The organism is Fluviicola sp., assembly GCF_039596355.1.
Taxonomy (GTDB): domain Bacteria; phylum Bacteroidota; class Bacteroidia; order Flavobacteriales_D; family Crocinitomicaceae; genus Fluviicola.
The window spans coordinates 465,508-491,741 of the sequence record NZ_JBCNJW010000002.1 but is presented as its reverse complement, the minus strand read 5'-3'; the positions used below and the strand labels follow the sequence as shown (position 1 = coordinate 491,741).

22 protein-coding genes are annotated in these 26,234 nt (G+C 44.7%); 6 read left to right on the top strand and 16 right to left on the bottom strand.

Features of this window, described 5'->3' with window-relative positions; translation table 11 throughout:
• Positions 1-308 precede the first annotated feature (308 nt).
• The gene (locus ABDV94_RS07340) at positions 309-1,913 is read left to right on the top strand and encodes a fumarate hydratase (protein WP_343606067.1); all 1,605 of its coding nucleotides are present in this window, start codon (positions 309-311) and stop codon (positions 1,911-1,913) included.
• 138 nt (positions 1,914-2,051) lie between these two features.
• Here the strand turns inward: ABDV94_RS07340 and ABDV94_RS07335 are convergent, their stop codons facing one another.
• The gene (locus ABDV94_RS07335) at positions 2,052-2,570 is read right to left on the bottom strand and encodes a hypothetical protein (protein ID WP_343606066.1); all 519 of its coding nucleotides are present in this window, start codon (positions 2,568-2,570) and stop codon (positions 2,052-2,054) included.
• Between the two features lie 27 nt (positions 2,571-2,597).
• Positions 2,598-3,356 carry a tetratricopeptide repeat protein gene (locus tag ABDV94_RS07330; protein WP_343606065.1) on the bottom strand — a complete coding sequence of 253 codons (759 nt, stop codon included), beginning with the start codon at positions 3,354-3,356 and terminating at the stop codon, positions 2,598-2,600.
• An 85-nt stretch (positions 3,357-3,441) separates the two neighbouring features.
• Here ABDV94_RS07330 and ABDV94_RS07325 point away from each other — a divergent pair, with 85 nt between their 5' ends.
• The 3 genes from ABDV94_RS07325 to ABDV94_RS07315 all read left to right on the top strand — a co-directional run bounded on the left by ABDV94_RS07325 (position 3,442) and on the right by ABDV94_RS07315 (position 5,634).
• Complete coding sequence (locus ABDV94_RS07325) at positions 3,442-4,386, top strand: hypothetical protein (RefSeq protein ID WP_343606063.1); 945 nt, start codon at positions 3,442-3,444, stop codon at positions 4,384-4,386.
• A 10-nt stretch (positions 4,387-4,396) separates the two neighbouring features.
• On the top strand, positions 4,397-5,131 hold the full coding sequence (locus tag ABDV94_RS07320; RefSeq protein WP_343606061.1) for a phytanoyl-CoA dioxygenase family protein: 735 nt from the start codon (positions 4,397-4,399) through the stop codon (positions 5,129-5,131).
• A 209-nt stretch (positions 5,132-5,340) separates the two neighbouring features.
• On the top strand, positions 5,341-5,634 hold the full coding sequence (locus tag ABDV94_RS07315) for a GIY-YIG nuclease family protein (protein ID WP_343606059.1): 294 nt from the start codon (positions 5,341-5,343) through the stop codon (positions 5,632-5,634).
• Between the two features lie 143 nt (positions 5,635-5,777).
• Here ABDV94_RS07315 and ABDV94_RS07310 read toward each other — a convergent pair whose 3' ends face one another.
• The 6 genes from ABDV94_RS07310 to ABDV94_RS07285 all read right to left on the bottom strand — a co-directional run bounded on the left by ABDV94_RS07310 (position 5,778) and on the right by ABDV94_RS07285 (position 10,740).
• Positions 5,778-6,710 (bottom strand): hypothetical protein, encoded by a 933-nt coding sequence (locus ABDV94_RS07310; RefSeq protein WP_343606057.1) that lies wholly within the window; start codon positions 6,708-6,710, stop codon positions 5,778-5,780.
• A 157-nt stretch (positions 6,711-6,867) separates the two neighbouring features.
• On the bottom strand, positions 6,868-7,335 hold the full coding sequence (locus tag ABDV94_RS07305) for a TspO/MBR family protein (protein WP_343606055.1): 468 nt from the start codon (positions 7,333-7,335) through the stop codon (positions 6,868-6,870).
• A gap of 84 nt (positions 7,336-7,419) precedes the next feature.
• Entirely contained in the window at positions 7,420-7,836 is a 417-nt protein-coding gene (locus ABDV94_RS07300) for a hypothetical protein (RefSeq protein ID WP_343606053.1), read from the bottom strand.
• Between the two features lie 18 nt (positions 7,837-7,854).
• On the bottom strand, positions 7,855-8,754 hold the full coding sequence (locus ABDV94_RS07295; RefSeq protein WP_343606051.1) for an AarF/ABC1/UbiB kinase family protein: 900 nt from the start codon (positions 8,752-8,754) through the stop codon (positions 7,855-7,857).
• On the bottom strand, positions 8,754-9,386 hold the full coding sequence (locus ABDV94_RS07290) for a hypothetical protein (protein WP_343606049.1): 633 nt from the start codon (positions 9,384-9,386) through the stop codon (positions 8,754-8,756). Before ABDV94_RS07290 ends, ABDV94_RS07295 begins: the two co-directional genes overlap by 1 nt.
• 94 nt (positions 9,387-9,480) lie before the next feature.
• Positions 9,481-10,740 carry a PD-(D/E)XK nuclease family protein gene (locus ABDV94_RS07285; RefSeq protein ID WP_343606047.1) on the bottom strand — a complete coding sequence of 420 codons (1,260 nt, stop codon included), beginning with the start codon at positions 10,738-10,740 and terminating at the stop codon, positions 9,481-9,483.
• A gap of 273 nt (positions 10,741-11,013) precedes the next feature.
• Here ABDV94_RS07285 and ABDV94_RS07280 point away from each other — a divergent pair, with 273 nt between their 5' ends.
• Complete coding sequence (locus tag ABDV94_RS07280) at positions 11,014-13,890, top strand: outer membrane beta-barrel protein (protein ID WP_343606045.1); 2,877 nt, start codon at positions 11,014-11,016, stop codon at positions 13,888-13,890.
• Positions 13,891-13,919: 29 nt separating this feature from the next.
• Positions 13,920-14,219 (top strand): hypothetical protein, encoded by a 300-nt coding sequence (locus ABDV94_RS07275; protein WP_343606043.1) that lies wholly within the window; start codon positions 13,920-13,922, stop codon positions 14,217-14,219.
• Positions 14,220-14,281: 62 nt separating this feature from the next.
• Here the strand turns inward: ABDV94_RS07275 and ABDV94_RS07270 are convergent, their stop codons facing one another.
• From ABDV94_RS07270 to ABDV94_RS07235, 8 genes are all read right to left on the bottom strand, one after another.
• A complete protein-coding gene (locus tag ABDV94_RS07270) occupies positions 14,282-14,836 on the bottom strand; it encodes a hypothetical protein (protein WP_343606042.1) in 555 nt (184 codons plus the stop codon).
• Positions 14,837-15,105: 269 nt separating this feature from the next.
• Positions 15,106-16,494 carry a class II fumarate hydratase gene (fumC, locus tag ABDV94_RS07265; RefSeq protein ID WP_343606040.1) on the bottom strand — a complete coding sequence of 463 codons (1,389 nt, stop codon included), beginning with the start codon at positions 16,492-16,494 and terminating at the stop codon, positions 15,106-15,108.
• A 310-nt stretch (positions 16,495-16,804) separates the two neighbouring features.
• Complete coding sequence (locus ABDV94_RS07260) at positions 16,805-18,136, bottom strand: peptide-N-glycosidase F-related protein (protein ID WP_343606038.1); 1,332 nt, start codon at positions 18,134-18,136, stop codon at positions 16,805-16,807.
• A gap of 232 nt (positions 18,137-18,368) precedes the next feature.
• Positions 18,369-19,730: an SUMF1/EgtB/PvdO family nonheme iron enzyme gene (locus tag ABDV94_RS07255; RefSeq protein WP_343606036.1), complete on the bottom strand. Its 1,362-nt coding sequence runs from the start codon at positions 19,728-19,730 to the stop codon at positions 18,369-18,371.
• Positions 19,723-20,244, bottom strand: a complete 522-nt coding sequence (locus ABDV94_RS07250; RefSeq protein ID WP_343606034.1) for a sigma-70 family RNA polymerase sigma factor — start codon at positions 20,242-20,244, stop codon at positions 19,723-19,725. The genes ABDV94_RS07255 and ABDV94_RS07250 overlap by 8 nt, the downstream gene beginning before the upstream one ends.
• A 160-nt stretch (positions 20,245-20,404) precedes the next feature.
• Positions 20,405-22,321: a T9SS type A sorting domain-containing protein gene (locus ABDV94_RS07245; protein WP_343606032.1), complete on the bottom strand. Its 1,917-nt coding sequence runs from the start codon at positions 22,319-22,321 to the stop codon at positions 20,405-20,407.
• 180 nt (positions 22,322-22,501) lie between these two features.
• The gene (locus ABDV94_RS07240) at positions 22,502-23,167 is read right to left on the bottom strand and encodes a MarC family protein (RefSeq protein WP_343606030.1); all 666 of its coding nucleotides are present in this window, start codon (positions 23,165-23,167) and stop codon (positions 22,502-22,504) included.
• 180 nt (positions 23,168-23,347) lie between these two features.
• Complete coding sequence (locus ABDV94_RS07235) at positions 23,348-26,026, bottom strand: AsmA-like C-terminal region-containing protein (RefSeq protein ID WP_343606028.1); 2,679 nt, start codon at positions 26,024-26,026, stop codon at positions 23,348-23,350.
• Positions 26,027-26,234 lie beyond the last annotated feature (208 nt).

Genomic DNA, 26,234 nt, shown 5'->3' with positions numbered 1-26,234 from the left:
TCTCCCGCGAATTTTGCACATCCCGCAGATCATGTTTGAATAGAATGCAAAGATGCAAGAGCCGAAAAGAGGGTGATAAAAACTATGTGTTCTATGTACCTATGTGGTTAGTCCCTCGCATTGCGTTCGCTGTGACGAACTATGCCCGGTCTTCGCGTGCTTTGCACTGTCCTTCGTATTACACTTGTTGTGCAAGTGATGTCTGGTCTCCGGCGGATTTTTCTTTTCTAATTTAGCATCATTCTGAATTAGTCATTTCAACCTGCAAAAACGGTTTTTCATTAATTTTGTATGCGAAACGACAAATTATGGCTGACTTTTTTTACCAGGAACCGTATCCGATCCTGAAAGATACGACCGAATACCGCAAAATCTCTTCCGACTATGTAAGCGTGGAGAAGATTGGAAACCGTGAAATTTTGACGATTGATCCGAAAGGACTGGAACTGCTCGCACAAGAAGCGTTGAGCGATGTTTCATTCTATCTGCGTACTTCTCATTTGGAGAAACTGCGTGCAATTCTGGATGATCCGGAAGCAACGGATAACGATCGTTTTGTGGCTTACAACCTGTTGCAGAACGCAACGATTGCAGCTGAAGGTCAACTGCCTTCCTGCCAGGATACCGGAACTGCTATTGTGGTTGGTAAAAAAGGAGAAGATGTGTATACCGGTGTCAATGATGCTGAAGCGCTTTCAAAAGGAATTTACAATACGTACCAGGAAAAGAACTTGCGCTACTCCCAGATCGTGGCATTGGACATGTTCGAAGAGAAGAACTCCGGTTCGAACCTTCCTGCTCAAATCGATATCTATGCTTCTCAGGGAGCAAAATACGAATTCTTGTTTTTGGCAAAAGGTGGTGGTTCTGCCAATAAAACGTTCCTGTACCAAAAAACGAAATCTTTGTTGAACGACGCTTCGCTGGAAGAATTCATCAAGGAAAAAATCAAGGATTTGGGAACGTCGGCTTGTCCGCCGTATCACCTGGCATTTGTGATCGGAGGAACTTCCGCTGAAGCGAACCTGGCTGCAGTGAAAAAGGCATCTGCGGGGTATTACGATCATTTGCCGACAGAAGGAAATATGGGAGGTCAGGCTTTCCGTGACGTGGAATGGGAAAAACGCGTACAGCAGATTTGCCAGGAAAGTACGATCGGGGCACAGTTCGGAGGAAAATACTTCACGCACGATGTCCGTGTAATCCGTTTGCCGCGCCACGCCGCTTCTTGTCCGGTTGGATTGGGAGTTTCCTGTTCGGCAGACCGAAATATCAAGGCAAAAATTACCAAAGAAGGATTGTTTGTAGAGCAATTGGAGAAAAATCCGCGCCGTTTGTTGCCTGAGATTCCACCGCAATTGGAACCGCCGGTAACGATCGATCTGGACAGACCGATGAGCGAAGTATTGGCTGAATTGTCGAAATACCCGATCAAAACCCGTTTGAAACTGAACGGAACACTGATTGTGGCACGCGATGCGGCGCATGCACGTATCAAAGAGTTGCTGGATTCTGGACAACCGATGCCGGAATACTTCAAGAACCACCCGGTTTATTACGCCGGACCTGCGAAAACGCCGGAAGGAATGCCTTCGGGAAGTTTTGGACCAACGACAGCCGGACGTATGGATTCCTATGTGGATTTGTTCCAGAGCATGGGAGGAAGCATGATTATGCTGGCAAAAGGAAACCGCTCGAAAGATGTTACGAATGCGTGTCAGAAACACGGTGGGTTCTATCTGGGATCAATCGGTGGACCGGCAGCGATTTTGGCGAAAGAAAACATTCTTTCCGTAGAGCTGGTTGACTTTGAAGATATGGGAATGGAAGCGGTGCGTAAAATCACGATCAAAGATTTCCCGGCGTTCATCATCACGGATGATAAAGGAAACGATTTCTTCGCGAATTTGTAGGAAAAAAATAGCTAAAATAATGGAAAGGAATCGGTGAGAGCCGGTTCCTTTTTTGTGTGCCCTTGTCTCGATATCCCGGATGTCTGGGACTCGACAGGACAAGAATAGGAGTTTCCCTGTGTTGGTTTGGGTATGTTCTCAAAACACCCGCATCCGGTGTTTTTCCTTGAGCCTGTCATAACGATCTTCGTATCGTTTAAAACTGTGTCTTGTGTCCAGGATTCGGTCGGGGAATTTCTGTTGAATCCAGTATTCCAGGTCACCGTTTTGGCGCGTTTCCGCAGCAAAACACAAGCGGTCGTCTTTGAAAAAGAGATAGAAATTCTGATTATTATTATTTTCGACGTCCGTTAAAAAGATTTTAACCCATTTATCCCACTGTTCGTGGGGAATGACGAGTTCATTCAAATAGTATTTTTTGAGCGGATTCCAATGCTGGAATTCTCGTTTAAAACGAATGGATTCTTCATCTACGGTGATTTGCGTTTTGGGAAAGCCCCATTGCAATACAGCTATCGTCAGTAGTGTTGCCGACACCAGGGTATAGCCCACGATATGGGAGATTCCGGGGATAAATACAATTAAAAGGAATGCCCCGATGAGCACTGCCAGGAGGCGTTTGACAAAACGCACCGTAAGCATGGATTGAGGTTTCATGGTCTCTGGTCTTTCGGTGTTCTGTGCTTATTTACAAACAGCCGCTACTTTTGCGCGGTATTGTTCCAGTTGTTTATCCAATACTCCCGGATCAACCAAATCCAGCATGAATTCGGTATCGGAAACCGCTTGTTGAAAGTAAGGGCAGGCTTTTGCAGGTTCTCCCCAACTTTCATACAATTCTCCCAGGAAAAACTGATATTCTGCTTCAGGAGGGCCAGCTCCGTCAGTCGGATTATTTGATTTCAGGAATGTTTTTAATTCGGATGTTTTTCCCTGTTCATATAACGATTTGATGATAATCTGATTGGCGAAATAACAGTTTGCCGGATCGATCAATTTGGCTGTTTTACAGTCTTGAATAGCTAAATCATATTTCTTTTGATCGAAATAGACACTTGCCCGGGCAACATGATAATAACTTTCATCGGCTAACTCAATCGCTTTCGTATATAGTTTTTCAATGCGCGAATAATTCGAGCTATCCGATTCCAGGCAGGCAGCCAGATTGTAATAGCCCGGAGCAAATGATGAGTCAGCAGTGATTGCCTGTTCGAAATACACACAGGTGCTTTGATTTTGCCGATGACTCATGGATATTCCCATCAACCAATATGGCCAGGGGTCTTTGGGCTTGTTTTTGATGATTTTTTTCAACTCTTTTTGGGCATAAGAACCATCACCTTCGTTCAGATCATTCCAAATTTTTTGATACTTCTCAGGCGGGTCTTGCGCAAAACTGAGCGTTGTGAACAAAACAATGGTAGCTGTCAGGATTGTTTTCATGAGAACAAAAATAAGCGTTTCTTTTGGTTTTAGAAAGCTTCTTCTGTTTGTTAGAATACTTTAGGAGAAGCTTTAATGTGTATCTTTGAGAAAACCTAAACAAGTGATCAAGCAATACCTCGGAATCATTCTTTCGGTCATTTACGCGCTTCTGATACGCGTATTGGGAGAATGGAACGTCATCGAAATCAATTCGCTGTCTTATCTCATGATTGCACCGATGGCGATGGGATTCATTCCTTTTTATTTCGAAGGAGGCAAGTTCCGGAAAAACATCGCCGTTGCGATTCTATACCCGCTGTTTGCCGTACTGGTTTTCCTCGTGATTGCTGTCATTACACACCTGGAAGATTTACTCTGCTTCATCATTATTGGCGCACCCTATATTGCTTTTTCCATCGCGGTAAGTATCATCCTATTCTATTTGACCAAAGACAAGAAAGACGATGGGATCAGGAAAAGTTCGCTGTCTGTGCTGCTGCTGCCGTTTCTGTTGGGTCAGCTGGAGAAAGAACTTCCGAAGGTGAAAACGGATGTAACGGTGAGTAACAGCGTGGTGATCGACCTTCCCGATACCCTCATGTGGAATCAGTTGTTCGACGTTCCGGATTTAAGTGCTGCCAATACTCCGGGATGGATGAATTACCTGGGAGTTCCGCAACCTGTCAAATCGGTGTATGATTCGAAGCACAATATCCGACTGGGATATTTTGAAAACGGGGTTGTTCTCAAGGAATCGGTTACGGAGCAGATTCCCAACCGAAAGCTGGTGTTTGCTATTGACATCCGGGGATCGCAATTGGGAGCGAATCCAACGCTGAAGCACATCCTGAAGACAAAAAATATGGAATTTCATTCGATTCAATACGAATTGAAACCCATCGGAAATCACCAAACGCTACTGAAACTAAGTACAAACTACCGGATTCATTCCAATCTGCCGTTCTATGGAAAATTCTGGAGTACGCGCATTATAGCCGATTTTGAGCGAAAACTGTTGACGTCGTTGAAAGTGACGCTCGAATCGTAAAAAGAACATGATGAAAGATTTCAAACAAAAACGACAAATGCTTTCCGAAAGTGGATTCGCCATTCTGAATGATGTGTATACTGCAGATGAAGTACAGCAAATGCTATCCAGGATTGAAAACGCTGACTATAGCAAAGAGAATTTCCGGAAGTCAGAGGGACTTTTCGCAATCCGTCAATTCCTGAAGGAAATCCCGGAAACTGCAGCGTTGATTTTCAATGAAAATCTTCAAAATGTCATTCGTGAGCTATTTGGTTCAGACTATTTTGTGGTCAAAAGTATTTATTTCGACAAACCCGAAGGTTCCAACTGGTATGTGTCCTATCACCAGGATCTCACGATTTCGGTCGATCAAAAAACAGAGCTTGCCGGTTTTGGCCCCTGGACGAAAAAGCACGGACAGTTTGCTGTTCAGCCTCCGGTAGATGTATTGGAAAATGTGTTCACAATCCGGATTCACCTTGATGATACGGATGAGCATAACGGTGCGCTGAAAGTCGTTCCCGGCTCTCATCAAAAACAGATCTACCGCCCGGAAACAATCGATTGGTCGAAAGAAACAGAAGTCGTTTGTTCAGTAGCCAAAGGAGGAATTATGCTGATGAAGCCACTTTTACTTCACAGTTCATCCAGAACGGTGGATAATCGTAAACGACGCGTAATCCATATCGAGTTTTCAAACCGGGAGTTGCCATTGGAACTGCAATGGTCTGAACGGATGGATATAATGCTGGAGTATCGGTAAGTTTTACCACATCTGTCTCGATACGCTCCGCTACTCGACAGGACATGAATAAAATGACTCCTTCCGAAGTTCCCTATTTCTATGCCAGTTCGTTTCTCTCAAAGGATCTAAACCAGGATAGATTCGGTGGGACTGTGTCTGTTCGAGGAGCGTATCGAGAACGGCACAGGAACTTGTTTCAAATCAACTTTTTCCCTAACTTAATTAGTATGAAGCTACTCTATGTATATATCCTGGAATGTTCCGACGGATCCTATTATACCGGGATCACCAATAATCTGACAAGACGTTTGGAAGAACACCAATCCGGAAGAAATCCGGATAGTTATACCTGTTCGCGTCGGCCGGTTGAACTGGCATTCTATGCAGAATTCACTGATTTTTACTTTGCAATCGATAAAGAAAAACAAATTAAACGATGGAGTAGTGCTAAAAAGAAAGCGCTTATTGAAGGGCGTTTTGACGATTTGGTGAACCTGGCGAAGAAGCGGTTTACAACGTGAATTCGGATGATGTCCTCATCTCGATATCCCGGATGTCCTGGACTCGATGGGACAGCTTGAGTACCGTACCGGGCAAACCCCAAACAAAAAAGAGACCGCTGTTTTCACAACGATCTCTTCTATTTGAAGCATTTGAGTACTTCTTACAGTTTTACTGCGTAATCTTTTCCGTCAGTGTTTTCTCCAATGAAGCCAAGCACTTTCTCACCTGTGTATACACGGTAGTATAATGTGAGGCTCGTTTTTCCAGGTTTAACTGTAGATGGGGTTTCTCCGAATTCGAAATCCGGGTTTTCCAGACCGTATTCTGAAACCAACCATGGCATAGAAACCCATGCTTCTTTAGATGCAGAAGAGTTTTCGATATCCAATTCTACTTTCACGAAGCTATAGCCTTCAGATCCCGGATTTTTAGAACGGTATGCTTTCACTTTGTCATCGTTTGCATCTGTTGTGATGCTTTTGATGGTGTATGTTTTTGTCAATTCGAAAATGATGTCCTCTACGGCATTTTTAGCGTTCAAAGCAGTTGTTTTTTCTTTCGGAGCATCTGCCTTTTTCAATGAAAGCAAGTTTTCTGCTTTCTCCTTGCTCAGATCAATATCCAGTGCGTTTTTGCTGCTGCTTGCAATGTACAGGTTCTCTAATTTCGCGTCAGCAGGAATGCTGTATACTGCGTAACCTGATTCGTAAGTAGACATCAACCCTTTGAAAGATGGTCCGGATAACGACACAGTTGGAGAATATGTTTTTTTCGTAGATGCATCGTAAAGCGCGATATTTGTTTCCAACATCCCGATGTCAGTCTTGGAATCCGTTGATTGCACTGAAAATTCTACTTTTACCAGTTTGTCACCGTCGTTTTTAGTGCTGTAATCATCTTTTCCGTCCCAGTCGTCAGTTACAGATTTCAAGGTCATTACGTTGTAAACCGGGTATCCGTCCTCATTGTTTTTCCCGTTTAGGAAACCTTTTACATTGGAAGAATACTCCGTTACTTTATTTTCAGGAGTTCTGGAACAAGAAGCTGCCAACAGAGATCCTCCGATGATCAGGCATAAAAGTTGTTTTTTCATTAGAATAGGAATTTGTTATGAACGGGCAAATATAGTCATTCCTCAGTGCTGGGGCCGGAATCCATTGAAAAGTTAAAAACAAATTCATATCCGCTTCATGTTGGTTGATAAGCGTTATGACTTTAGCATGAGTTACTTACTTGTTCTGCATACATTTTCAGTGATTCATCCACCACAGGGTTCCGTTGAGTACTGAAGCAAAACTCACCCATAAGAGGTACGGAATCTGAATGTAAGCCGCGGTTTTATCTACCCGATGGGTTGAAATAATCATCCAAATGATGGCAAGCCAGATCAGCAGAATTTCAGCAAACGCCCAGCCAAGCTGGTGCGCATTGAAGAAAATAAAACTCCATGCTCCGTTGAGGATCAATTGAACCCAAAATACCGTGATAGCCTGGGAACGCTCCCTGCTCTTCGGCTTGGATAATAAACGGTAGATCGTAACACCCATCAGCAGATACAAAAGTGACCATACCGGACCAAATACCCAGTTCGGCGGATTGAATATCGGTTTTTCGAGGTAAATATACCAACTGTTAATGCCGGTTGCAGTGGCAAATCCGGCTAAACCTCCAACTCCCAGTGGAATCAGTGCTGCAATGATGCGAGTGAGTGTGTTCATGATTTCCTGGCTTATTTTGTATCTGTTTTGAGTCAAATCTACCTGCGGAAGTTCTTCCGGAGAAATTACGCAGGTATCTTTCGTTTACTTAACCAATTTGAGAGTCAGCGGATAATTCAACACAACCGGCTGACCGATTTTTGCGAGGATCATATACAGCCCGTAAAAGGTGCGAAGCAGGTAGATGGCTTCTTTCGGCCCGCGGGCACTGTTGATTTTTCGCTTCCGCATTTCTTTTGCCAAATCTTCTCCCTGGTTGTAGATTCCTTTCATGTAATCCCAGGCACCGAAGTTGAAGGATTCGGAATGGAACGGCTCAGCCAGGAGCTTCAGCGAATATTGAAGGGATTCAAACAGGTAGCGCTGGTCTTCCTCCGAATCGCTGGCATTGAAAAACGAAAGATCTTCGAGTGCATTGCGTAATTGAGCCGGATCGCTCAATACTTCCGGAAGCAGCAACCTGAAAAAGCGTTGATAAAAATCGGGTTCAATGTGTTTCACACACCCGAAATCGATCAGTCAAAGCGTACCGTCTTCCCGGACAATGAAATTTCCCGGATGCGGATCGGCATGAACCAGTCCCAGTTCCTGGATTTGAAACAGGAATGTATCCCAGATGGCTTGAGCGATCTGCTTTTTCTGCGCCTCGTCCGGGTGAGATTCCAGCCATTCGGTGAGTAAGGTTCCGTCTACCCAGTCCATCGTCAGCACGCGTTCGGAAGATAATTCCCGGTGGTACGACGGAATGTGCAGATTCGGAATCTCCAGGCAGGCCTTTTTCAGGGTTTCAGCCATTTCCAGTTCGTGCAGGTAATCCGTTTCTTCGATCAGGGTTGATTGCACTTCGCTGATGTAAAAGTCGAGTTCATTTTGCGGCACGTTCAGGACTTTTTGTGCAATCGGACGCATCAGTCGAATGTCACTGGCGATGCTGTCTGCCACTCCCGGATATTGTACCTTGACGGCATAGCGATGCGCGTTTTTGGTTGCCAGGTGCACCTGACCGATACTTGCCGCATGAATGGCTTCGCGTGAAAAGGTGTCGAACAGTTCCGGAATATCTTTCTTCAACTGCGACCGGAAGGTCTTTTGAATCAACGGAAAGGAAAGCGGAGGAGCATTGTGCTGTGCCTGCTGAAAGACCTTTTGATAACTTTCGGGCAGCGTGAACTCATCCATGGAAAGCATTTGCGCCATTTTTAGTGCCGATCCCTTCATTTCACCGAGGGCTTCGAAGACCGTTTCGGCATTTTTTTCGTGCAGCGCTTCTTTGGATTGTTCCCTGAACAGGTTTTTGGAGTAATGTGCTACGTAATTCCCGCCAATTTTAACGCCGGTTCCCATGACCTTCATGGCGCGCTGCACTTTCGAGGTGGGAATAGAGTCGTAGCTTTTCTCTTTGTCGTTTTCATTTTCCATTACAAACGCACTTTAGTGGTGGCAATAAATTTCCCGAAGTCGAGCACTTTTTCGAATTGTTTGTTTTCGGAAAGGTCGAAATAGAGGTGAACCGTCTTCTCGATAGCGGCATCGGTAGTGGCTTGTTCTTCCGATTCATCGGCCAACCAGACACGGAACACGTAGTTCCAGCCCATCAACAGTGAGCTGACCTCATCGGTAAGTTTTCCGGGCAATTTATCCCGTAGCCAGTTGACGCGTTCGTTTTGTTGAAAGTGCTGCGTTTTGGCCACGAACAATTTGTTAAACGGCCGCCAGTCTTCGACCAAAGCGCCCAATTCTTTCAGCGGGTAGCGCGTTTTCAGGTAGTCCCGGTACGCGCCGAATGCCTCTGCCAGCGTAAAGAACAACGCCAGGCATTTTTCGCGGAGCGAATAATCGTTTTCTGCTGCCGCTTGTTCAACCCGTTCCCACACTTCGTCGAAAACAGTGGTGAGTAATTGCTGCCGGATGTTCTTAAACTGACCGAATGTTGTTTTGAACGCTACGGGATCAATGTTTGCATAGGTGCAAAATTCAGCGATGGAATGCGGCTCCCGGTTGTTGAGCCAGACGAATTCCGTATACGCCTTAAAGACAGGTGATTTTTCCATGATTTGAACGATTTGATTGTTCGTACTCTGTATAACGTAAATTTCGGAATAAGATTTTGGAAAAGCCAGCGGATGGGGAGAAAAGTGCTATAATTTAATTGTAAGGGGAGTGATGATTATTCTCAATTTGTGTACTGAGTTTATATCCTTCAACACTCAAAAAAGTATTGATAATTAGTACCAGATCTTTATATATTTGGTTAATTAATACAGGTCTAAGTTCATTATCGAGTAATTGCTCAAAGCAATTGTTAAATATGGAATAGTGCATGACCCATTCACCCTGCCAGTAATTTTCTACGTTTAAAATTTTATAGTTGGTTTTGGGAAAATAAGGGTTCAATAATTCAACGTAACGAAGTCTTTTTTCATGATTTTTATCGATTTCCCTCCCATCAATCAAGCCGGGATGAATTTCGATATAACAATCAGATGCATCACTAAGAAATGAAAAGCGAATATGTGAAGGATGTTGATTATTCTCTTGTTCTTTATGATGAATTTCCATTCCTTCATACCGATAACCGAAACGCTCTGAAATATAGAAGCCTAAATTGGGGTAGGTTGATTTCAATTGAGTCTCAATTTCTTTAATAGCTTGCTTTAATAGGTCGCATTTAGCTGGAAGTAAGGCATTCGTGATTTTTTCTGCAGCTACGAAATGCTCTTTTGATTGTATAATTTCTGAAACGGTTAATTGTAGGTCGATGTTATTTTCCATGCCTGTTAAGTTTTTTAAAAGTTGTGTATAGTGAGTTAGAATAACTTCTGTTTGGTTATTCCCTGCAAGTTGTTGAATGCAATCTTCCAGCCAATGAGTGATATGATGTTTATAGGAGAGACGTTCATAATCCTCGTGTTTCATCATCTTTCCTAATGACAACTCACTGGCATAATTTCCTTGAAGTGTTAAATAAACAATATGGAATCTCCCATCACGATTTTCCAGTTGTTTTCCAAAATTGCTATAACGCAGTAGTTGGTTTTCTTGATCACCGGCATAAATCTTGTTTTCAATGATAAGCGCATTATTAAGGTTGTCGATGAGTAGAATATCTATTTGCCCACCTGTTGTTGAGGTGACAGGACCTATATATTTTTCTACATGAACCTCTACACGATTCAAATCCGGAAAAATCGTACTTTCTTTTACCAGGTCTAAGAAACTTCGAAGAAAAAAGCTTTTTAATCCATGATTTCCTTGTGGATTTAATAAGTCTGCTAAAAAACGCGAGTGCAAACGAACTTCTTCACTTTCCAATTGAAGTACTTGGAAGATGTTGTATTTGTTGGATGAAGTAAACTGTGAGTTTGGGTGAACTTCTATGATTCGGTTTAGTAATTTTAAGATCATGAATAGTGTATCTTTTTTGATAAAGATAACTAATCAAAACGTTTTCATTTAATTATTGACGTTCTTATAGATAGAAATAGTCCTTCTACTTAAGACTCGAAAGCAATCCGTGAAAAAACACCCATACATTCATCCCGTTTTGTGAAAATCTGTCTTTTTATTCTGAAATTTGACCCGGAGGCATCATTTTTGCTGCTTCGCACCGATTTTTCTCTGCTTGCATTAAACGTTTTGGGGCGGAAAGAATCTAAGGAACGTAAACAACCCCATTTTATGCAAATTCGAATCATACTTGCCCTTTTCGTTAGTACTTTTTATTGCTCCTTCGCGGGATTTTCACAGACACAGCTTTCAGGGAAAATTACGGATAAACAAAGCGGGGAACTGCTTATGGATGTGCGCGTTGCGTTACTGGCAATCCCCGATTCATCGGTGGTGAAGGTAGCCATGTCGAACGAAGAAGGAATTTACACGCTGACGGAGCTGACTCCGGGAAGTTACCTGATCAAGGTGACTTCGCTCGAATATTCGGATCAGGTGAAACGTATGGAGTTGCCGGCCGGAAATACGGTGATGGATTTTGCGATGAAAACCGATACCAAACTCATCGAAGAAGTAACGGTGGAAGCGAAAGCGGTTCGGGTGGAGCAGAAAGGTGATACCACGCAGTATAATGCGGAAGCATATAAAACCAACCCGGATGCAACGGTACAGGATCTGATCACCAAAATGCCTGGAATTACGCTCGAAAACGGAGTGGTGAAAGCACAGGGAGAGCAGATTACCAAAGTCATGATTGACGGGCAGGAATTCTTCGGGGACGATGCCAATGCAGCGCTCAAGAACCTGCCGGCAGAAATCGTGTCGAAAATCCAGGTGTATGACCAGGCGAGCGACCAGGCTAAATTTACCGGAATTTCAGATGGAAATGAGGCAAAAGCATTGAATATCGTGACGAAACCCGGAAAAAACCAGGGGCAGTTCGGAAAAATTTATGCCGGATATGGCTACCCGAATAACTTGTACATGGCTGGTGCAAATGTCAATTTCTTCAAAGGAACACGCCGTATTTCCCTGGTGGGGATGTCGAATAATGTGAACCAGCAGAATTTCTCCACGGATGACATCCTGGGAGTAACCGGTTCTTCAGGAAGCCAGAACAGAGGTGGTGGAGGTCCCGGCGGACGGGGCGGAGGCCCTGGCGGACCCGACAATGAAAACTACCTGGTTTCCCAACAAAGCGGAGTGAGCACCACGCATGCTATCGGATTGAATTATACCGACAAATGGGGAAAGAATCAGAATACGAAAGTAACGGGAAGTTATTTCTTCAACGGGTCGAGAACCGATAATTCGCAGGTCACCAGCCGGAATTATGTGCTTTCAACTACTGCGGGTCAGCATTACGGCGAAGACTTTTCCGCGATTATGAAGAATGCCAATCACCGCCTGAACTTCAAGTTCGACATAGCGTTAGACTCGATGAATTCATTGGTGATTACACCGAAAATCAGCTACCAGGGAAATGACCGCACGCAGGGAACCAACGGAACAACGGTGGATGGTTCTCAGGCGCTGATCAATACGATTGACAACAGTACTTTCAGCAACAATAAAGGAATCAATGCCAGTAACAGCATCTTGTGGCGACACCGCTTTGCGAAACCTAAACGCACGTTCTCCGCAAATTTAACCGGAACATATACCAACCGGAACGGAAACAGCGGACAGGAATCGTATTCACATTACTACGATGAATTGGGAAATGATTCACTGGCGGCAATCAATCAGCAGGCAGATAACAAAACGAACGGCTACGGTGTCAACGGGCGTTTCTCCTATACGGAACCTTTGGGGAAAAACTGGTCGGGAGAAGTTCTCTATGCGCCTTCCTACAACGTGAGTGCTGCGGACAAACGCACCTATGCACTGGATTCGCTGACAGGAGCTTATTCCATGATGGATACGACATTATCCAACGTGTTTGACAACCAAACCATCGTTCAGGAAGGTGGAGTGAATGCGCGTTACCAGAAAAACAAAACAAGTTTCCAGGTCGGAGTGAGCTACCAGAATTCGCTGTTACTGAACAAACAGGATTTTCCGGTTGACCGCGATGTGCGCCTGGGATTCAATTCCATCCTGCCGAATGCCCGTTTTCGCTACGAGTTCACCAAGTCTACCAGTTTGATGCTGGCTTACCGTGCGGGAACCCGTAACCCGACGATTGATCAGTTGCAGAATGTTATCGACAACTCGAACCCGCTTTCCCTTTCGTCCGGTAATCCGGATTTGAAACAGCAGTATAACCACCGTCTTTTCGGGCGTTTCAATAGTACGAACATGAAAAAAGCGACGAACTTCAATGTGTTCTTAGGAGGTGAAATGAACAGCAATTACATCACAACAAGTTCCATTATCGCTACTGTTGATACCGTGATCGACGGAGGAATTACTTTGCAGCGCGGAGCACAATACCGCAAACCGGTCAACCTGAACGGAAGCTGGAATGCACGTACAACGGTATCTTACGGCGTTCCGCTTACCAAGCTGAAATTGAACCTGAATTTCTATTTAGGTGGTGCTTACACCGTGCTTCCGGGGTTAATCAATAACGTCGTGAACGAATCCAAAACCAGCAATGCCAACGGAGGTTTGACCATTTCAAGTAATATCAGTGAAAACATGGATTTCACGGTTGGGTATACCTTGAATTATAATAACGTGTTGAATACACGCCAGAATTCGAAAAGCGATTACTTCATCCACAATATCAATGCACGATTCAACTGGATTATCAAAGGACGTCTGGTAATCAATTCGAACTACTCGATGAATGCCTACGCAGGTTTGGGATCCGGATATAACCAGACGATTATGTTGTGGAACGGAGGAATCGGTTACAAATTATTGAAGAACAAACAATTGGAATTGCGTGTGTCGGTGTTCGATATCCTGAATAACAACAACAGCATTACCCGGAATGTAACGGAATCGTATATCGAGGATGTGAAGTCGAATGTATTGAACAGATACTACATGTTTACCGTAACATACAATATCCGCAATTTCGGGAAGGCTCCGGTTACGAACAGAACGCAGCCGGAACCAACTGACAGACCGCCGTTTGACGGGCCTCCGCCACGTTGATTTTGGTGAAGTTTTTGAACTGAGACACCATGCTGGATTTCTATTTTATGAATGATTCCGATATAAAGCCGCATTCTCCGGGAGAGCAAAACCTGGAGTTTGCAGGTTCATTGGATGACAAAACGTTTCAGAATCTGAAAACGAAAGGAATCATTGAGAGCCGGTATGATTATTACTCGGATTTCAGGTGGGGTGAGGCCCTGGTAAAACACATACATTCGATGATACATCAAAAAGGGGGGATGACAGATCATGATGTCAAAATACTGAAGGCATTTTTGGATCAGGCGATGGAAAGACAATGTGGATTGATTGCATTTGGTGATTAAGCCCCGGTTTCCAAACAAATTTATAATCCCGACAACTATCAGGATGTGTAGAAGGTCTGTTTTTATTGAGATACAGCGTTTTTTTCAGCGGCATCCACCAGCTCTTTCAAAAACACATACACGTTCTTCACCTCCGGTAAATTCTCCAGCATCATTTCGGAATCTTTCATATTCACGCCGGTATTTTGACCGAATACCCCGCCACGAGCCATAACCGGTTCTTCTTTCCCGATCACAATATAACCGAAGTTATTCAGATTTTCGTGAAAGGTGAATGCCGGAAACTGGTCATAGAATAATTCATGGAGTACTTGATCTTTCACCTTGTTGTAAATCACCAGGCGATCCGTGTAGAACAAGTATTGAAGCTGCGCGAGTTGTCGTTTTTTGGAAACAAAAATCCGGAAAAGCATGATGGAAGACAGTAAGAAAAAAAGGATTCCCATAATCAGCGAAGAAAGCTCAAATCGATTTCCCTTCTGAACCCCCAGGTAACCGGCAATGATCATGAAAATCGACATGCCGAAGACCGGGATGAGGACAAGTAATCTGACGGCAACTGCCAGCGTGAACGGCATGCGTTTTTGAGGTTCTAATAGTTTGATTGGTTCTTGCATAAGAGAATCTGTGTTTAATGGTTGTTAGCGATTATGAAATTCCATACAATGTTACAAATTTATAATCCCGATAGACTTCGGCGTGAGCTCAGTCGAACGCTATTGGGATGCGTAGAAGGCCTGCTTTACTGGTGGGATGGTTCTCTGTAACCTTTCCGCAGCTAAAAATGCTCCTTGCTTCATCGAACAAAAAGCGCCCGGATAACCTCATCAAACCCGGACGCTCCATAATCTAATTCGTAATTTGGAATTACTTCATTCGAAATTCTTTAAACCATTTTCTCCGGAATTACCCATGCGTCGAATTCTTCCGCAGTGAGGTAACCCAGCTGAACAGCCATTTCTTTCAGCGTAGTACCTTCTTTATGGGCTTTCTGAGCAATTTCAGCGGCTTTGTAATAACCAATCTTCGTATTCAGTGCTGTTACAAGCATCAGGCTGTTGTCGAGGTGCTTTTTAATATTGGCTGTCAGCGGTTCGATTCCAATAGCACATTTGTCGTTAAATGAAACACACCCTTCGCCGATCAGGCGCGCAGAATGCAGGAAATTGTAGATCATCACCGGTTTGAAGACATTCAGTTCGAAATGCCCGTTTGAACCCCCGATATTGATGGCTACGTCATTTCCCATGACTTGTGCCGCAATCATCGTCAGCGCTTCACATTGCGTCGGGTTTACCTTTCCGGGCATGATCGAAGAACCCGGTTCGTTGTCAGGGATGAAGATTTCCCCGATTCCGCTGCGTGGACCGGAAGAAAGCATCCGTACATCGTTGGCAATTTTCATCAGGCTCACTGCAACGGTTTTCAAGGCTCCGTGTGCTTCCACGATTGCGTCGTGAGCTGCCAGTGCTTCAAACTTGTTTTCTGCCGTGATGAAAGGAAGTCCGGTTAAATGGGCGATGTGTTTTGCCACATGTTCCGAATATCCGGGAGGCGTATTGATTCCCGTTCCGACTGCCGTACCGCCCAGCGCCAGCTCGCTCAAATGCGCCAAGGTGTTTTTGATCGCTTTCAATCCGTGGTTCAACTGGCTCACATATCCGCTGATTTCCTGACCCAGAGTGAGCGGAGTAGCATCCATGAAGTGAGTGCGTCCGATCTTCACCACATGCATGTAGTCTTTGCTTTTTTGAGCCAGTGTGTCGCGCAGTTTTTCAATTCCCGGAATCGTTACTTCGACCAGGATTTTATATGCAGCAATGTGCATGGCGGTAGGGAAGGTGTCGTTGGAAGATTGGGACTTGTTCACATCATCATTTGGATGGAGCGCCTTTTCTTTATCCGTCAGCGAACCACCGTTGATCACATGTGCACGGTAAGCAATCACCTCGTTCACATTCATATTGCTTTGCGTACCGCTTCCGGTTTGCCAGACAACCAAAGGAAATTGATCATCGAGTTTTCCTTCCAGGATTTCGTCAGCGACTTGTCCGATCAGATCCGATTTCTCCTGAGACAGGACTCCGGCATCCAGATTCGTTAGCGCCGCGGCTTTTTTCAAATAAGCAAATGCCCGGATGATTTCCTTCGGCATTTTATTAATGTCTTGTGCAATTTTGAAATTCTCGATACTGCGTTCGGTTTGAGCGCCCCAGTAAGCATTAGCAGGCACTTTCACCTCGCCCATGGTATCTTTTTCAATTCTGTATTCCATGATATTGGTTTTGAGAATAAAATTATAAAGCACAAGTTAGTTATTTCTCGCCTTTTTGGGTGAATTTAAAGCGAGATATCACCTGGATGCAGTATTAAAAAATGTGAATTTTTGCCGGTGGCGCTTGGGAAGGGAAGGGAGGTGTTTCGTGATTTCCAATTCCCGGAAAAAAGACGCATAGACATCTGTCTATTTGCCCAGTGGTGGCGAGACTTTCAGCGATTTTAAACGGCTACTCAAAGCCTCCCGGTAAGCACAAACGAAAACGGGAAGCTCTCCAACTTCCCGTTTACTGATGAACATAAATTGATTATTGCTTGATGAAGCGCTGTCTACTAATCATCCCATCCGCAAAGCGAACCTGGATGAAGTAAATGCCTGTATCGATTCCGGAAAGGTTGACCGGGGTTGTTAGTTCTCTTTTAACCGCTTTCCCGGAAGCATCCAGTAATTCAAACTCCTGGATTTCCTTGTCGGTTTGTACATTCAGCACGGTGTTTGCTGGATTTGGAAACAAGTGAAGTGCTGTTTTATTCAATTCTTCGAGTGCCAAAACCTCCGAGTTGCTTCCCTGTAAGTAAAGCGAAAGCGGGAAGTTTCCGTTTTGACCTGAAAATTGTGCTGCAGGAACCGAAATTTTGAAGGAGTGGCTTCCGGCTGCCAATGTTCCCAAACTGATTTCACGGATTGGAATCACATCTCCCGGACACCAGTTGTTCCAGCTTGTCCACCAGGAAGTCGATTGTACTGAAGAACCATAAATACCATTCCCCTGGGTGTTGTACTGGCGGTAAGGCTCACAGGATTTTCCACCCGGAGTATATGTCAATACCGCTGCTCCGTCGAATTCCACATTGTGGACGCGTCTCACGTATTCTTCTCCTCCCGAGTTTGCTCCGTGGTTCGAAGTAATCAGGTAAAATTTCGCGTCATAGATCGTTTGAGTCGTCGTGAAATTGATGGTTTTCACTGTGGTTCCGACAGCATCCGTTGCATTTGCCTGGTAATTGTTGAAATCAGCCTTGAATGAAAGGGCTTGCAGGTATGTTTCAGGATTGAAACCTGCGTCCGGGCCGTTGGAAACGAAATCCACCTTTCCTTCAAACACATCGTTTCTTCCGGAACATCCGGAAACTTGTGTATTTGCAGCGTAAGGCACACCAAATACCTCCAGTTCCAGCCAGAAATCGAAGTTGGAAGCAATATCCGCAGATTTCAGAATTTTCGCAATGTTGTTTACTTCGAAAGAATAGGGAACAGAAGTCGGCTGCACGTTTTTGTTCATGAAAGGAGTGATGAAACGCCCGATCTCAATGCGGGAAACCGTTGCAGGATCGTAAGTAGTACTTCCCGTAGGAACCAATGCCAGGCTCACATTCCCGATGCGGTCGTAATTGTCGCACAAAGCGGAAATGGTGATGTTGATCGTCAGTTCATTCCCGATAGCCGCTAAATCTTGTGCTGTCAGTTGTTTTGTCACCAAGTCATTTCGGAAACGGATCACCCCGGTTGGGGTCGGATCACTCACAACGCTGGCATATCCATCGAAAAACACCACACCACTCATGATATTGGTTGTAGTTTGAGCGATTCCTCCTAAAGAAAGGGTCAGTGCCAGTAGGGAGCTAAAAATTTTTTTCATACTTGTTCAGTTTAGCAGTTTCCAAAATTAGAATCTTCCCTTGTTTAAAACGGGCTTTTTCCGGGAGTGAAAACTTCTACCTTATTTCGGGACAAAAAACTTTTGAATGCATCATTGATAATTAAGTAGTTGACAATTAGTGTATTGAGTGTGAAAAAGCTATCTTTCAGACTCTTGATATGTTAATGACTTGTCTTGCTTTTGTCGCTTGTTTGTCCCACCGGACGAAGAGTCAATTACCTGTCTTTGGAGTCGAATCAATCAAAAAAGTACTCACTACCCGGAACCCGATGAACGGTTTTGGATCAATAATCCCGGTGTAGGGATCCGGCGCATAAATCTTCAGTTCTTCTCCGCTGTTTCGCCAGCTTCCACCAGCAGTTCCCGGCCCCTTCTTGTCCATGCTTTCGTAGACCATTTCAGCGACATTTCCGCTTAGGTTGTAGATCCCGTATGGATTCTGAAAATAGGATTTGGAAGGAGCTGTGACATCCTGGCTGGGTTTGAGGTTGAATCGCTGTACTTCTGCACTGTCAATCGTATAATTTGCCAATAACAGTCCGCGTGAGTTTCTCAGGAAAGGCCCACCCCACGGATACGGTCCTGATTTACCTTCGTTACTGGCTGCTTTCGCCCATTCGGCGCGGAGCGGCAAACGCACATCGTTGTAGTTGTTTTCCTTTTTCTCCCCCACAAATTTCCGGAGTTCGTCTGAAAGCCACTTGCAATACAATTCCGCACCTTCCCGCGACACATTGACCACCGGATATTCATTGAAGGTTTTGTGGGAAAAGTAATTCTCGGTGAATGCGCTTAGTTTTCCGTTGCTTGCCAGGCTCCATTGCGATTGATCCGGTTTGGCTTTCATGAATTCGGCTTTCCGATTCTGGATCAGCAGGTCGAAGAGAAACGTCCGGTACTCGAAATTGGTAACCTCCAGCGTCCCGATATAGAAAGCTTGTGCGGAAACCGTTTTTCCATTGTAGTCGAAACTCCCACTTGGGATATACGCATAGTAATCTTTGTCGTGTTTTTGAAGTGCCTTCAGCATGGCGCGTTTCTTTTTCTTCGTAATCGCAATTTCTTCCTCTGTCAGTTTCGGAAATGGATAGGTGTCCTCCAAAACGGGGGTGCGGGAGATTCCTTTTTCTGATGGAACCGGTTGGTGATCCGCTTCTATTTCTTCGTTGATCGGAGTTGCGGTTTGGACAGATTCCATCACTTCAGTATTTAAAGACGGTTCAAGAGGAAAGCCTAAATGAGGTTTGTTTGCAGCTGTCCTGGCAAAAATAAGTTGTTTATCTGCCGTTTTCCTGGTGGAATGCGTACGTTCCGGGTTGGGTTTTGTGTGGCTTTGAGTTGTTTTTTTTGCTTGCGAAGGCATTAAAACCAGGAGTAGGGAAAGCGTCAAAATTCCGATAGTTGTCAACATAATCATCCATTTTTGAGTGAAAAAGTGCTTTTTAGGAGAATGATTCACCACCGTGGAATGAAGCGATTCAACGAAACGCTCCCGGGTTTGCTCAAACGATTGGATCGTTTGGTCGCCTTTGGCCCGTTGGAAAAGTTGTTCCAATTGTTGTTGCTTATCCATGATTGACTGCTGTTTTAAACGAAGATTCGTAGGTGAGAATATCCATTAGCTTCTCACGTCCGCGCTTCAACCGTTGTTTGACGGCTGATTCGGAGGCATTTTGAATAACGGTAATCTCCCGGATGCTGAAACCCGAAATGTCGAAAAGAATGACGCACTCGCGCTGTTCCGCAGGAAGTTGCCCCAATGCTTCATAGAGATAATGAATATCTGCATGCGTTTGCGGGTCGGTTTGCCTGTCGCGGATTTGAAGGTGAGTACTTCCTTCCGGAATGCGGTTTTCACGTTTCTTCTGGTGATAATTTCCTAAAACGCGTACACAGATGCTGAACAAAAATGAAAGGAAAGCTTCTTTTGACCGCAGGGAATCGAACTTTTCATAGGCCACTAAAAGACTGTCGTTCATCAAATCCCTGAAATCCATTTCGCCGTAAACCCTCGCCCTGCAGAAGCGCTCAAACCGTTCATGAACCGGTTCGTAAAGCCTGAGAAATGCTTCTTGTTTTTCCTCCATTTTGGTTAATCACATCAACGTTACAACTGTATGTTTGACAAAAATGGAAAAAGTTACATTTTAAATGGAGAATTGAAAATGGAAAAGGTAAAAACAAGAAGTGAGAAGTTCCTTTGACTCTGCTCAGTAAACTTCTCACTTTTGACTTTTCAATTCTCAATTAACTCGTTCTTTGTAAGACCACTTTTCCGCTTAGCCAATGGTTGTCTTCATCAAGGTAGCGGATGAGATAGATTCCGGTTGCGTAGTTCGACAGGTCGACCTGGATGCGTTCATGCTTCTTCAGTTTGGGAAGTACTTGCAGGAGTTTTCCGCTCAAATCCGTAATGTACAATTCCCTGATGTCCGTATTCGGAAGAATGTGCACGATTCCGTTAGTCGGATTCGGGTAATAACTCCAGGTGATTTCCAGGTTTTTCGGTTTCACCGAGTCAGAAGAATCTGCAGGTTGGGTCGAAACAATGGAATCCGGGATATTCAATGCCAGATCCGGGATGTTTTGCTGGCAATCCGGCATGTAGGTATAGCTTTTCAGAATGCGAACCATGATCGCATTCAGCGTTTCCACTTCGTAAGAATCTGTTGATGGTTTGATGTGGCTGTTCCCGATTCCGCTGTGGTCGGTCAGGAAAACATACGTTCCATTCGTTCCCAGTGCAAGTGCACGCATGAGGTATTCCGTGCTTTTATTGATTCCGCTGGCTCCGATTGGCACTATGCGGATGCCTTTTTCAGCTGCTTGCAGGATCAGGCGCTGTAAACGTTCATTAACGGCACTCCCTTCGTGTGGTGGAGCATCCAGGATCAGGAATAAAATCCGTGCCCGTGCATTCTCACTCCAACCCAGGTTGTTGATAGCAGAATCCAGCGCAATATCCGCCGCTTCCGGGTAATCACCACCACCACCGGCATATTGCTCACCGATGAAAGCCGAAGATTCGGTCAAAATGCGGTTGAAATTCATGGTTTTGGTGACGTATTCGTCCCCGGCATCGCGGTAATATACGTTCGCAAAACGGAAATTTAGCTTGTTGCTGATTTGTTTTGACTGGAAAATAATGTCGTTCATTTCCGCCTGTAAAAAACTGATTTCGTCGCCCATCGAACCGGTTGCGTCCACGACGAACGCCACGTCGACATTTTCCACTTCCTGGCAGGTAATATTGAGTTTCTGGTGATTGATCCCGTTTTCAAATGCGCTTACGCGGTTGATTGTGGATGTTTTTCCGTTGTAGGAAATTTGAACCGACAGCTTTCCGTTCACAACCGGCGTTTCATTTTTTACGGTCAGCCAGCATTCCGCTTTCCCGGTGTTATCGGTTCGGGTCGTGAAAACCACATCGCGGTTCAGTAAGAGTTGCACGATGGCGTCCACGATCGGAATTCCGCTTTCTGATTGCAGCATCACGGTGTATCTTCCGGAAGGAGCAAGCTGCCAGATTTTCTGGTAATCGGACAATTCTCCTTTCGATAAATCCTGCCAGAGTTTCCACTTGGAAAAGTCGTTGATTTCCCCTGCGGTGAGCATACTGGAACCCGCTCCGCCGGATCGGGTATCTCCTGAAGAAATGTATCCGCTGGAATAAACACCCGGAGTAGTAGCCATTACAGCTCCTACAGGAGCGGAAGGCGCCCGTGAAATGTCTTTTTTGGAGACACTTGTAACAGATGAGGTCAGTTTCGCACTGGAGGTTCGCGGGGAAGTAACGGTGACTTCTTCCAGTCCTCCCTCAAATTTATAGGAAACCGCTTCTTTTCTCTTTGCGGCTGCAGCCGGATCTTCTTTCATTTTAAAGTCCGAAACCTCATCTCCGGTCACTTTGATTTCTTTTTTAACGGGAGTGAAGCCCGCGTAGTTCATTACGCAAACATAGGTTCCGGTATCCAGGGCAATGGAAAAGTTTCCGAGTTTATCGGTCAATACGGAAGCAACAAGCTTATCACCCTTGTAAATATCAACGTTTCCGTAGCGAAGAGCCGAACCGCTTGCCGCCGTATTCATATTTCCGGAAATGGATTGTGCAACAGATGCTCCGGTTCCAAGCAGCAGGATAAAAAGTAACGTAGCGAATCTCATAACATTCAGTTTAGAATTAACAAGCTTTACAGCTGAGATGCGCAGAGGTTCAAAATTCCATAGAATGATTGTGGTTTTCTCCCCTTGAGGGGAGATTCAGAGGAGTGGAAAAATGAAAAGCAATACTATGCCACCCACCTTGATCCTCCCCTCAAGGGAGGAAAAGGGGGAGGAAATTTGTTACATCAGTGATTTAATCCCCGTAACCGCAATCTGCAGTCCAACACAGAAAATCAGGAATGCAATGATGCGGTTGAGTATTTTCTCTCCGTCGGGGCCGATTACCCGGATGATCTTTTTGGTGTTCAGGAAGAAGAAATAAATGAGTATGCACATCAGGATGATCGCTAAAAGAATGGCTGCGGTATTGATGAGGTACAGATTGAATTGTTTGTCGGCGCTGTGGGCACTTAAGGTAAACAGGACAGACAAGGAGCCGGCTCCGGTTGTAATGGGAAAGGTAATGGGATAAAACAAATTGTCTTTGACATCGGCGTAGGTTGATTTTTCATTCAATTCTGTTTCATCGGCGATCTTTTTTTCTTCTTTTTTATCCGGAGAAAGGAGTTCCCAGCCGATTTTGCAAATCATGATTCCCCCGGCAAGCTGCACGATGGGAATGGTAATTCCGAATAATTCGAGAATCCAGTGACCGGCAAAAAAGGAAATCGTGCATAAACTGAAGGCGTAAAGCGTGATTTTGGTAACGGCTTTCCGCTTTTCATGTTGTGATAAGTTGGATAAAAACGGGTTCACGATAAAAGCCGAACCGATTGGATTTACGACAGGAAATAGTGCAATAACACCAATAAAAAGCATGTCGACAAAAGACTGAATTCCGTTCATACGATCTTAGTTTGGATCACTAATAATACGGACTAATTACGAATTACGAGTTCCGAATTCCGAATTACGAGTTCCGAATGTTGAAATGCGCTATTTCAAGTCAGTCCGTTCCGGTAGCACCCCGGATGGCGGGACCCGAATAGATAAAAGAATGATGAATGCGTCATTCGGCATTGGGATTTACTCTACTGTGAATTCCTCCTTTTCCGTCGGTTTTGATTTCTCCTTGAGTTTTTCCCCGAATTTCTTCAAGCCTTTTTTCTCCTTTTCGATTTTCTTCTTTTCCTCGAACGGATTGACTTCTTCTTCCTTCCCGAACTGAATTTCCAGTACTTCGTGATCCTTTTTCGGAGGCTGGTATTTTTTCACGGTCGTATCTTTCTTAAAGAGGCCCAATTCGGTTTTCAGGATCGAAATTGCTTCTTTTTTCGCTTCTTCCCGGTTTTGTTTGGCTTCTTCCTTGCGCGACGTTTTATCCCATTCGATAATCGGGTTGTCGAGGTTTCCGTACATACGCACGAAGATTTTGAGTCCTGTTCCGTCATCTTCCACGATCCCGAATTCAGATTCGTCTTTCCGCTGTTTCAACTCGCGGAACCGGAATGCAAACTTGTAGTCGATGTTGTTATTGAACTGGTGCTTGCCATCCAGCGAAATATTGATCGCGCTGGATTTGATCTCCATTTTCGGGATCACGATCGTACTTTTCTTAATGAAAATGGTGTTTTCCAGCGTTTCAAACTGGATATTGCTGAGTTTCCCCTGGAGCGCATCAATTTCTTTTTCCTTCAGAATCATCTTCGTTTTGGTCGATTTGAGATCCTGGGTCAGTGCCGTAAATGTCTTGACATTTTTCAGCTGTCCTCCGAATACTTTCAGTTGAATCTGCGCTTCGATTTCGTCTTTCAGGATTCCGTAGTGCAGATCAAAAGGAGCTTTCATATCGAGAATGGCTTCCGCACGTCCGCTGATATTGTCTTCCCGGATGACTTCCTGGTCGAAATTATTCCATTCGCGGAAAATCGGTTTGAAATAAATGTCTTTCGAACTCAGGTTCGTTGCCAGTTCAAAATATTCCGGTGACGATTCCACGATTGCCAGAGTACCACGAACGGTTGCATTAGCGGTAATTCCGTGCAGTTTCTGAATGACAATGCTCCGGTTTCCGACCGTCATTTCACCGTTGATCTGGGAAAACGTGTGGTTGTCCATGTGAATGGCATCCGCATTCATTTTGACGTTTCCGTTGATCAGGGTCGGGAGCATCCACTCGCGCACGTTCAGATTCGTTTTCGGATCACCCGCAATGGTGTTGGTGAAATCCTTGAGATTGATTTTCCTGCTTTCGGCAATCACGGCCACATCCAGTGTGTGCCTGTCCTGTAAAAACTGGTCGATGTAGTCAAAACTTCCGTTGAGTTCCAGGTCGGATTCGCCAAGGTGTACCTTCAGCTCTTCCAAAACGGCTTCGCTCCGGTTCAGGATGAGGTTTCCGTAAATGTCATAAAACTTCCGGGAATCGTTCTGCAGGCGGAAATCCACGTTTTCCATCAACGCATTCCCGCTTCCGTCTACAATCTCCACCGACGGCTGATTGTTCTCAAAGACCGTTTCCAGGTGGAAGCTGGTATTTACTTTCACCTTTCCGGTGAGTTCTTCGATTTTTGGAATGCGGAACAAGCCATGAATGACTTCCAAATCGACAGAACCTTTTGCGGCTCCGCGGTAAGAAGGTTTGGAAAACTGCCGCACCGACAAATTGCCTGAAAAAGGTCCGCTGATGGTTTGAAAAGCCACGTTCTGAATCACGAGTTCTTCCTTGTCCTTGCCTTTGAGTGTCGAATAATAGCCTTTCAGATCGATGTTGCGAAGCGTGAGTCCCTTGGTTGGTTCTGTCAGCCGTCCGTTGTCGATGGAAAATTTACAGTCGACTTTCGGGTACGAATCGCGGCGGGTTTCATTCTGAAGCGCCAGGTGGAACGAACCAGTACCCGAACCTTTCAGTTTCGAAACAGTTTTCACTTCTTTAATTGCCAGTTTGTTTGCCAGATCCTCCAGTGGAATTTTATCCGCGTCGATATTCAGATTGACCTGAGTGGTATCGATGTTCAGGCTGAAATCAAACGGAATGCCGGAAAGCAGGAGTTCCCCGTTTTCAATCGCGAAAGTTTCCTTTACCTGGTCAATGTGAATATCGACCTCCGTAGATGCCTGCTGACTGATAATGAACGGAACAAGTCCGTGCTGAATCCGCTGGACATAGAATTTGGCTTCTGTAGCGATGTCGAACTGATCTTGTGTGAAATTCCCGGCCAGGTGGATGTCCTGAATTTTCGCCTTGTAGCTGCTTTCATTGAGTTTGTTCCGGTACGAAAAACGCAGTCCGCTGGCACGGATTGATTCCAGTTTCAGTTTGAAACTGGCTGTTTCGGAAGATTCGGATTTTTTGAAAATATCGTAGTTGACTTCGCCCTTTTCGTTGACTTTTAATTGGAGCGTTCCGGGTTTGATCACAATCTTTTTTACATTGTAATTCTCGTTCCAGATATCAATCGGGTTGAACTTGAGCCGAATTTGATCGGTATACAGCAGGGTGTCTTTCACCGTAGCATGCGGAAGCGCGTCCTGGATAAAGACTTTGTTGAAGTCGAGACTCAGGTTGGGGAACGTACTCCAGAACGTTAAATCGATCTCATCTACCGTCACCTTTGTTTTCAACGTTTTGTTGATCTCGGAAATGGCGTAGTCGATGATGTCGTCTTTGAAGATGTAGAGCAGGACGGAAATGAGCAAAACCAGCGTGAAAATAGTTGCAAAGAACCATTTCAACGATTTTACCACCCGCTTTTTCCACTTCATAACATCAAATTTACACTAAAACCTACCCGGTAAAGAGCAGGCTTTTAAATAGTAATTAACGTTCGATTTTTAATTTGTTTCAGCTTTTGGAAGAATTCAGGTGTTTTTTTTCAACTGTTCCCGATACTTCCCAATATTTCAGTCGTGAAGTATCGGGAACAGCATGTGGGGGACAATTCTTTAGACTTGTAAAGTGAAATCATAAGAA

Coding starts and splice junctions, on each gene's coding strand:
- ABDV94_RS07340 (WP_343606067.1), top strand. CDS start 309: ATGGCTGACTTTTTTTACCAGGAACCGTATCCGATCCTGAAAGATACG.
- ABDV94_RS07335 (WP_343606066.1), bottom strand. CDS start 2,570: ATGAAACCTCAATCCATGCTTACGGTGCGTTTTGTCAAACGCCTCCTG.
- ABDV94_RS07330 (WP_343606065.1), bottom strand. CDS start 3,356: ATGAAAACAATCCTGACAGCTACCATTGTTTTGTTCACAACGCTCAGT.
- ABDV94_RS07320 (WP_343606061.1), top strand. CDS start 4,397: ATGAAAGATTTCAAACAAAAACGACAAATGCTTTCCGAAAGTGGATTC.
- ABDV94_RS07315 (WP_343606059.1), top strand. CDS start 5,341: ATGAAGCTACTCTATGTATATATCCTGGAATGTTCCGACGGATCCTAT.
- ABDV94_RS07310 (WP_343606057.1), bottom strand. CDS start 6,710: ATGAAAAAACAACTTTTATGCCTGATCATCGGAGGATCTCTGTTGGCA.
- ABDV94_RS07305 (WP_343606055.1), bottom strand. CDS start 7,335: ATGAACACACTCACTCGCATCATTGCAGCACTGATTCCACTGGGAGTT.
- ABDV94_RS07295 (WP_343606051.1), bottom strand. CDS start 8,754: ATGGAAAATGAAAACGACAAAGAGAAAAGCTACGACTCTATTCCCACC.
- ABDV94_RS07290 (WP_343606049.1), bottom strand. CDS start 9,386: ATGGAAAAATCACCTGTCTTTAAGGCGTATACGGAATTCGTCTGGCTC.
- ABDV94_RS07285 (WP_343606047.1), bottom strand. CDS start 10,740: ATGATCTTAAAATTACTAAACCGAATCATAGAAGTTCACCCAAACTCA.
- ABDV94_RS07280 (WP_343606045.1), top strand. CDS start 11,014: ATGCAAATTCGAATCATACTTGCCCTTTTCGTTAGTACTTTTTATTGC.
- ABDV94_RS07275 (WP_343606043.1), top strand. CDS start 13,920: ATGCTGGATTTCTATTTTATGAATGATTCCGATATAAAGCCGCATTCT.
- ABDV94_RS07270 (WP_343606042.1), bottom strand. CDS start 14,836: ATGCAAGAACCAATCAAACTATTAGAACCTCAAAAACGCATGCCGTTC.
- fumC (WP_343606040.1), bottom strand. CDS start 16,494: ATGGAATACAGAATTGAAAAAGATACCATGGGCGAGGTGAAAGTGCCT.
- ABDV94_RS07260 (WP_343606038.1), bottom strand. CDS start 18,136: ATGAAAAAAATTTTTAGCTCCCTACTGGCACTGACCCTTTCTTTAGGA.
- ABDV94_RS07255 (WP_343606036.1), bottom strand. CDS start 19,730: ATGGATAAGCAACAACAATTGGAACAACTTTTCCAACGGGCCAAAGGC.
- ABDV94_RS07250 (WP_343606034.1), bottom strand. CDS start 20,244: ATGGAGGAAAAACAAGAAGCATTTCTCAGGCTTTACGAACCGGTTCAT.
- ABDV94_RS07245 (WP_343606032.1), bottom strand. CDS start 22,321: ATGAGATTCGCTACGTTACTTTTTATCCTGCTGCTTGGAACCGGAGCA.
- ABDV94_RS07240 (WP_343606030.1), bottom strand. CDS start 23,167: ATGAACGGAATTCAGTCTTTTGTCGACATGCTTTTTATTGGTGTTATT.
- ABDV94_RS07235 (WP_343606028.1), bottom strand. CDS start 26,026: ATGAAGTGGAAAAAGCGGGTGGTAAAATCGTTGAAATGGTTCTTTGCA.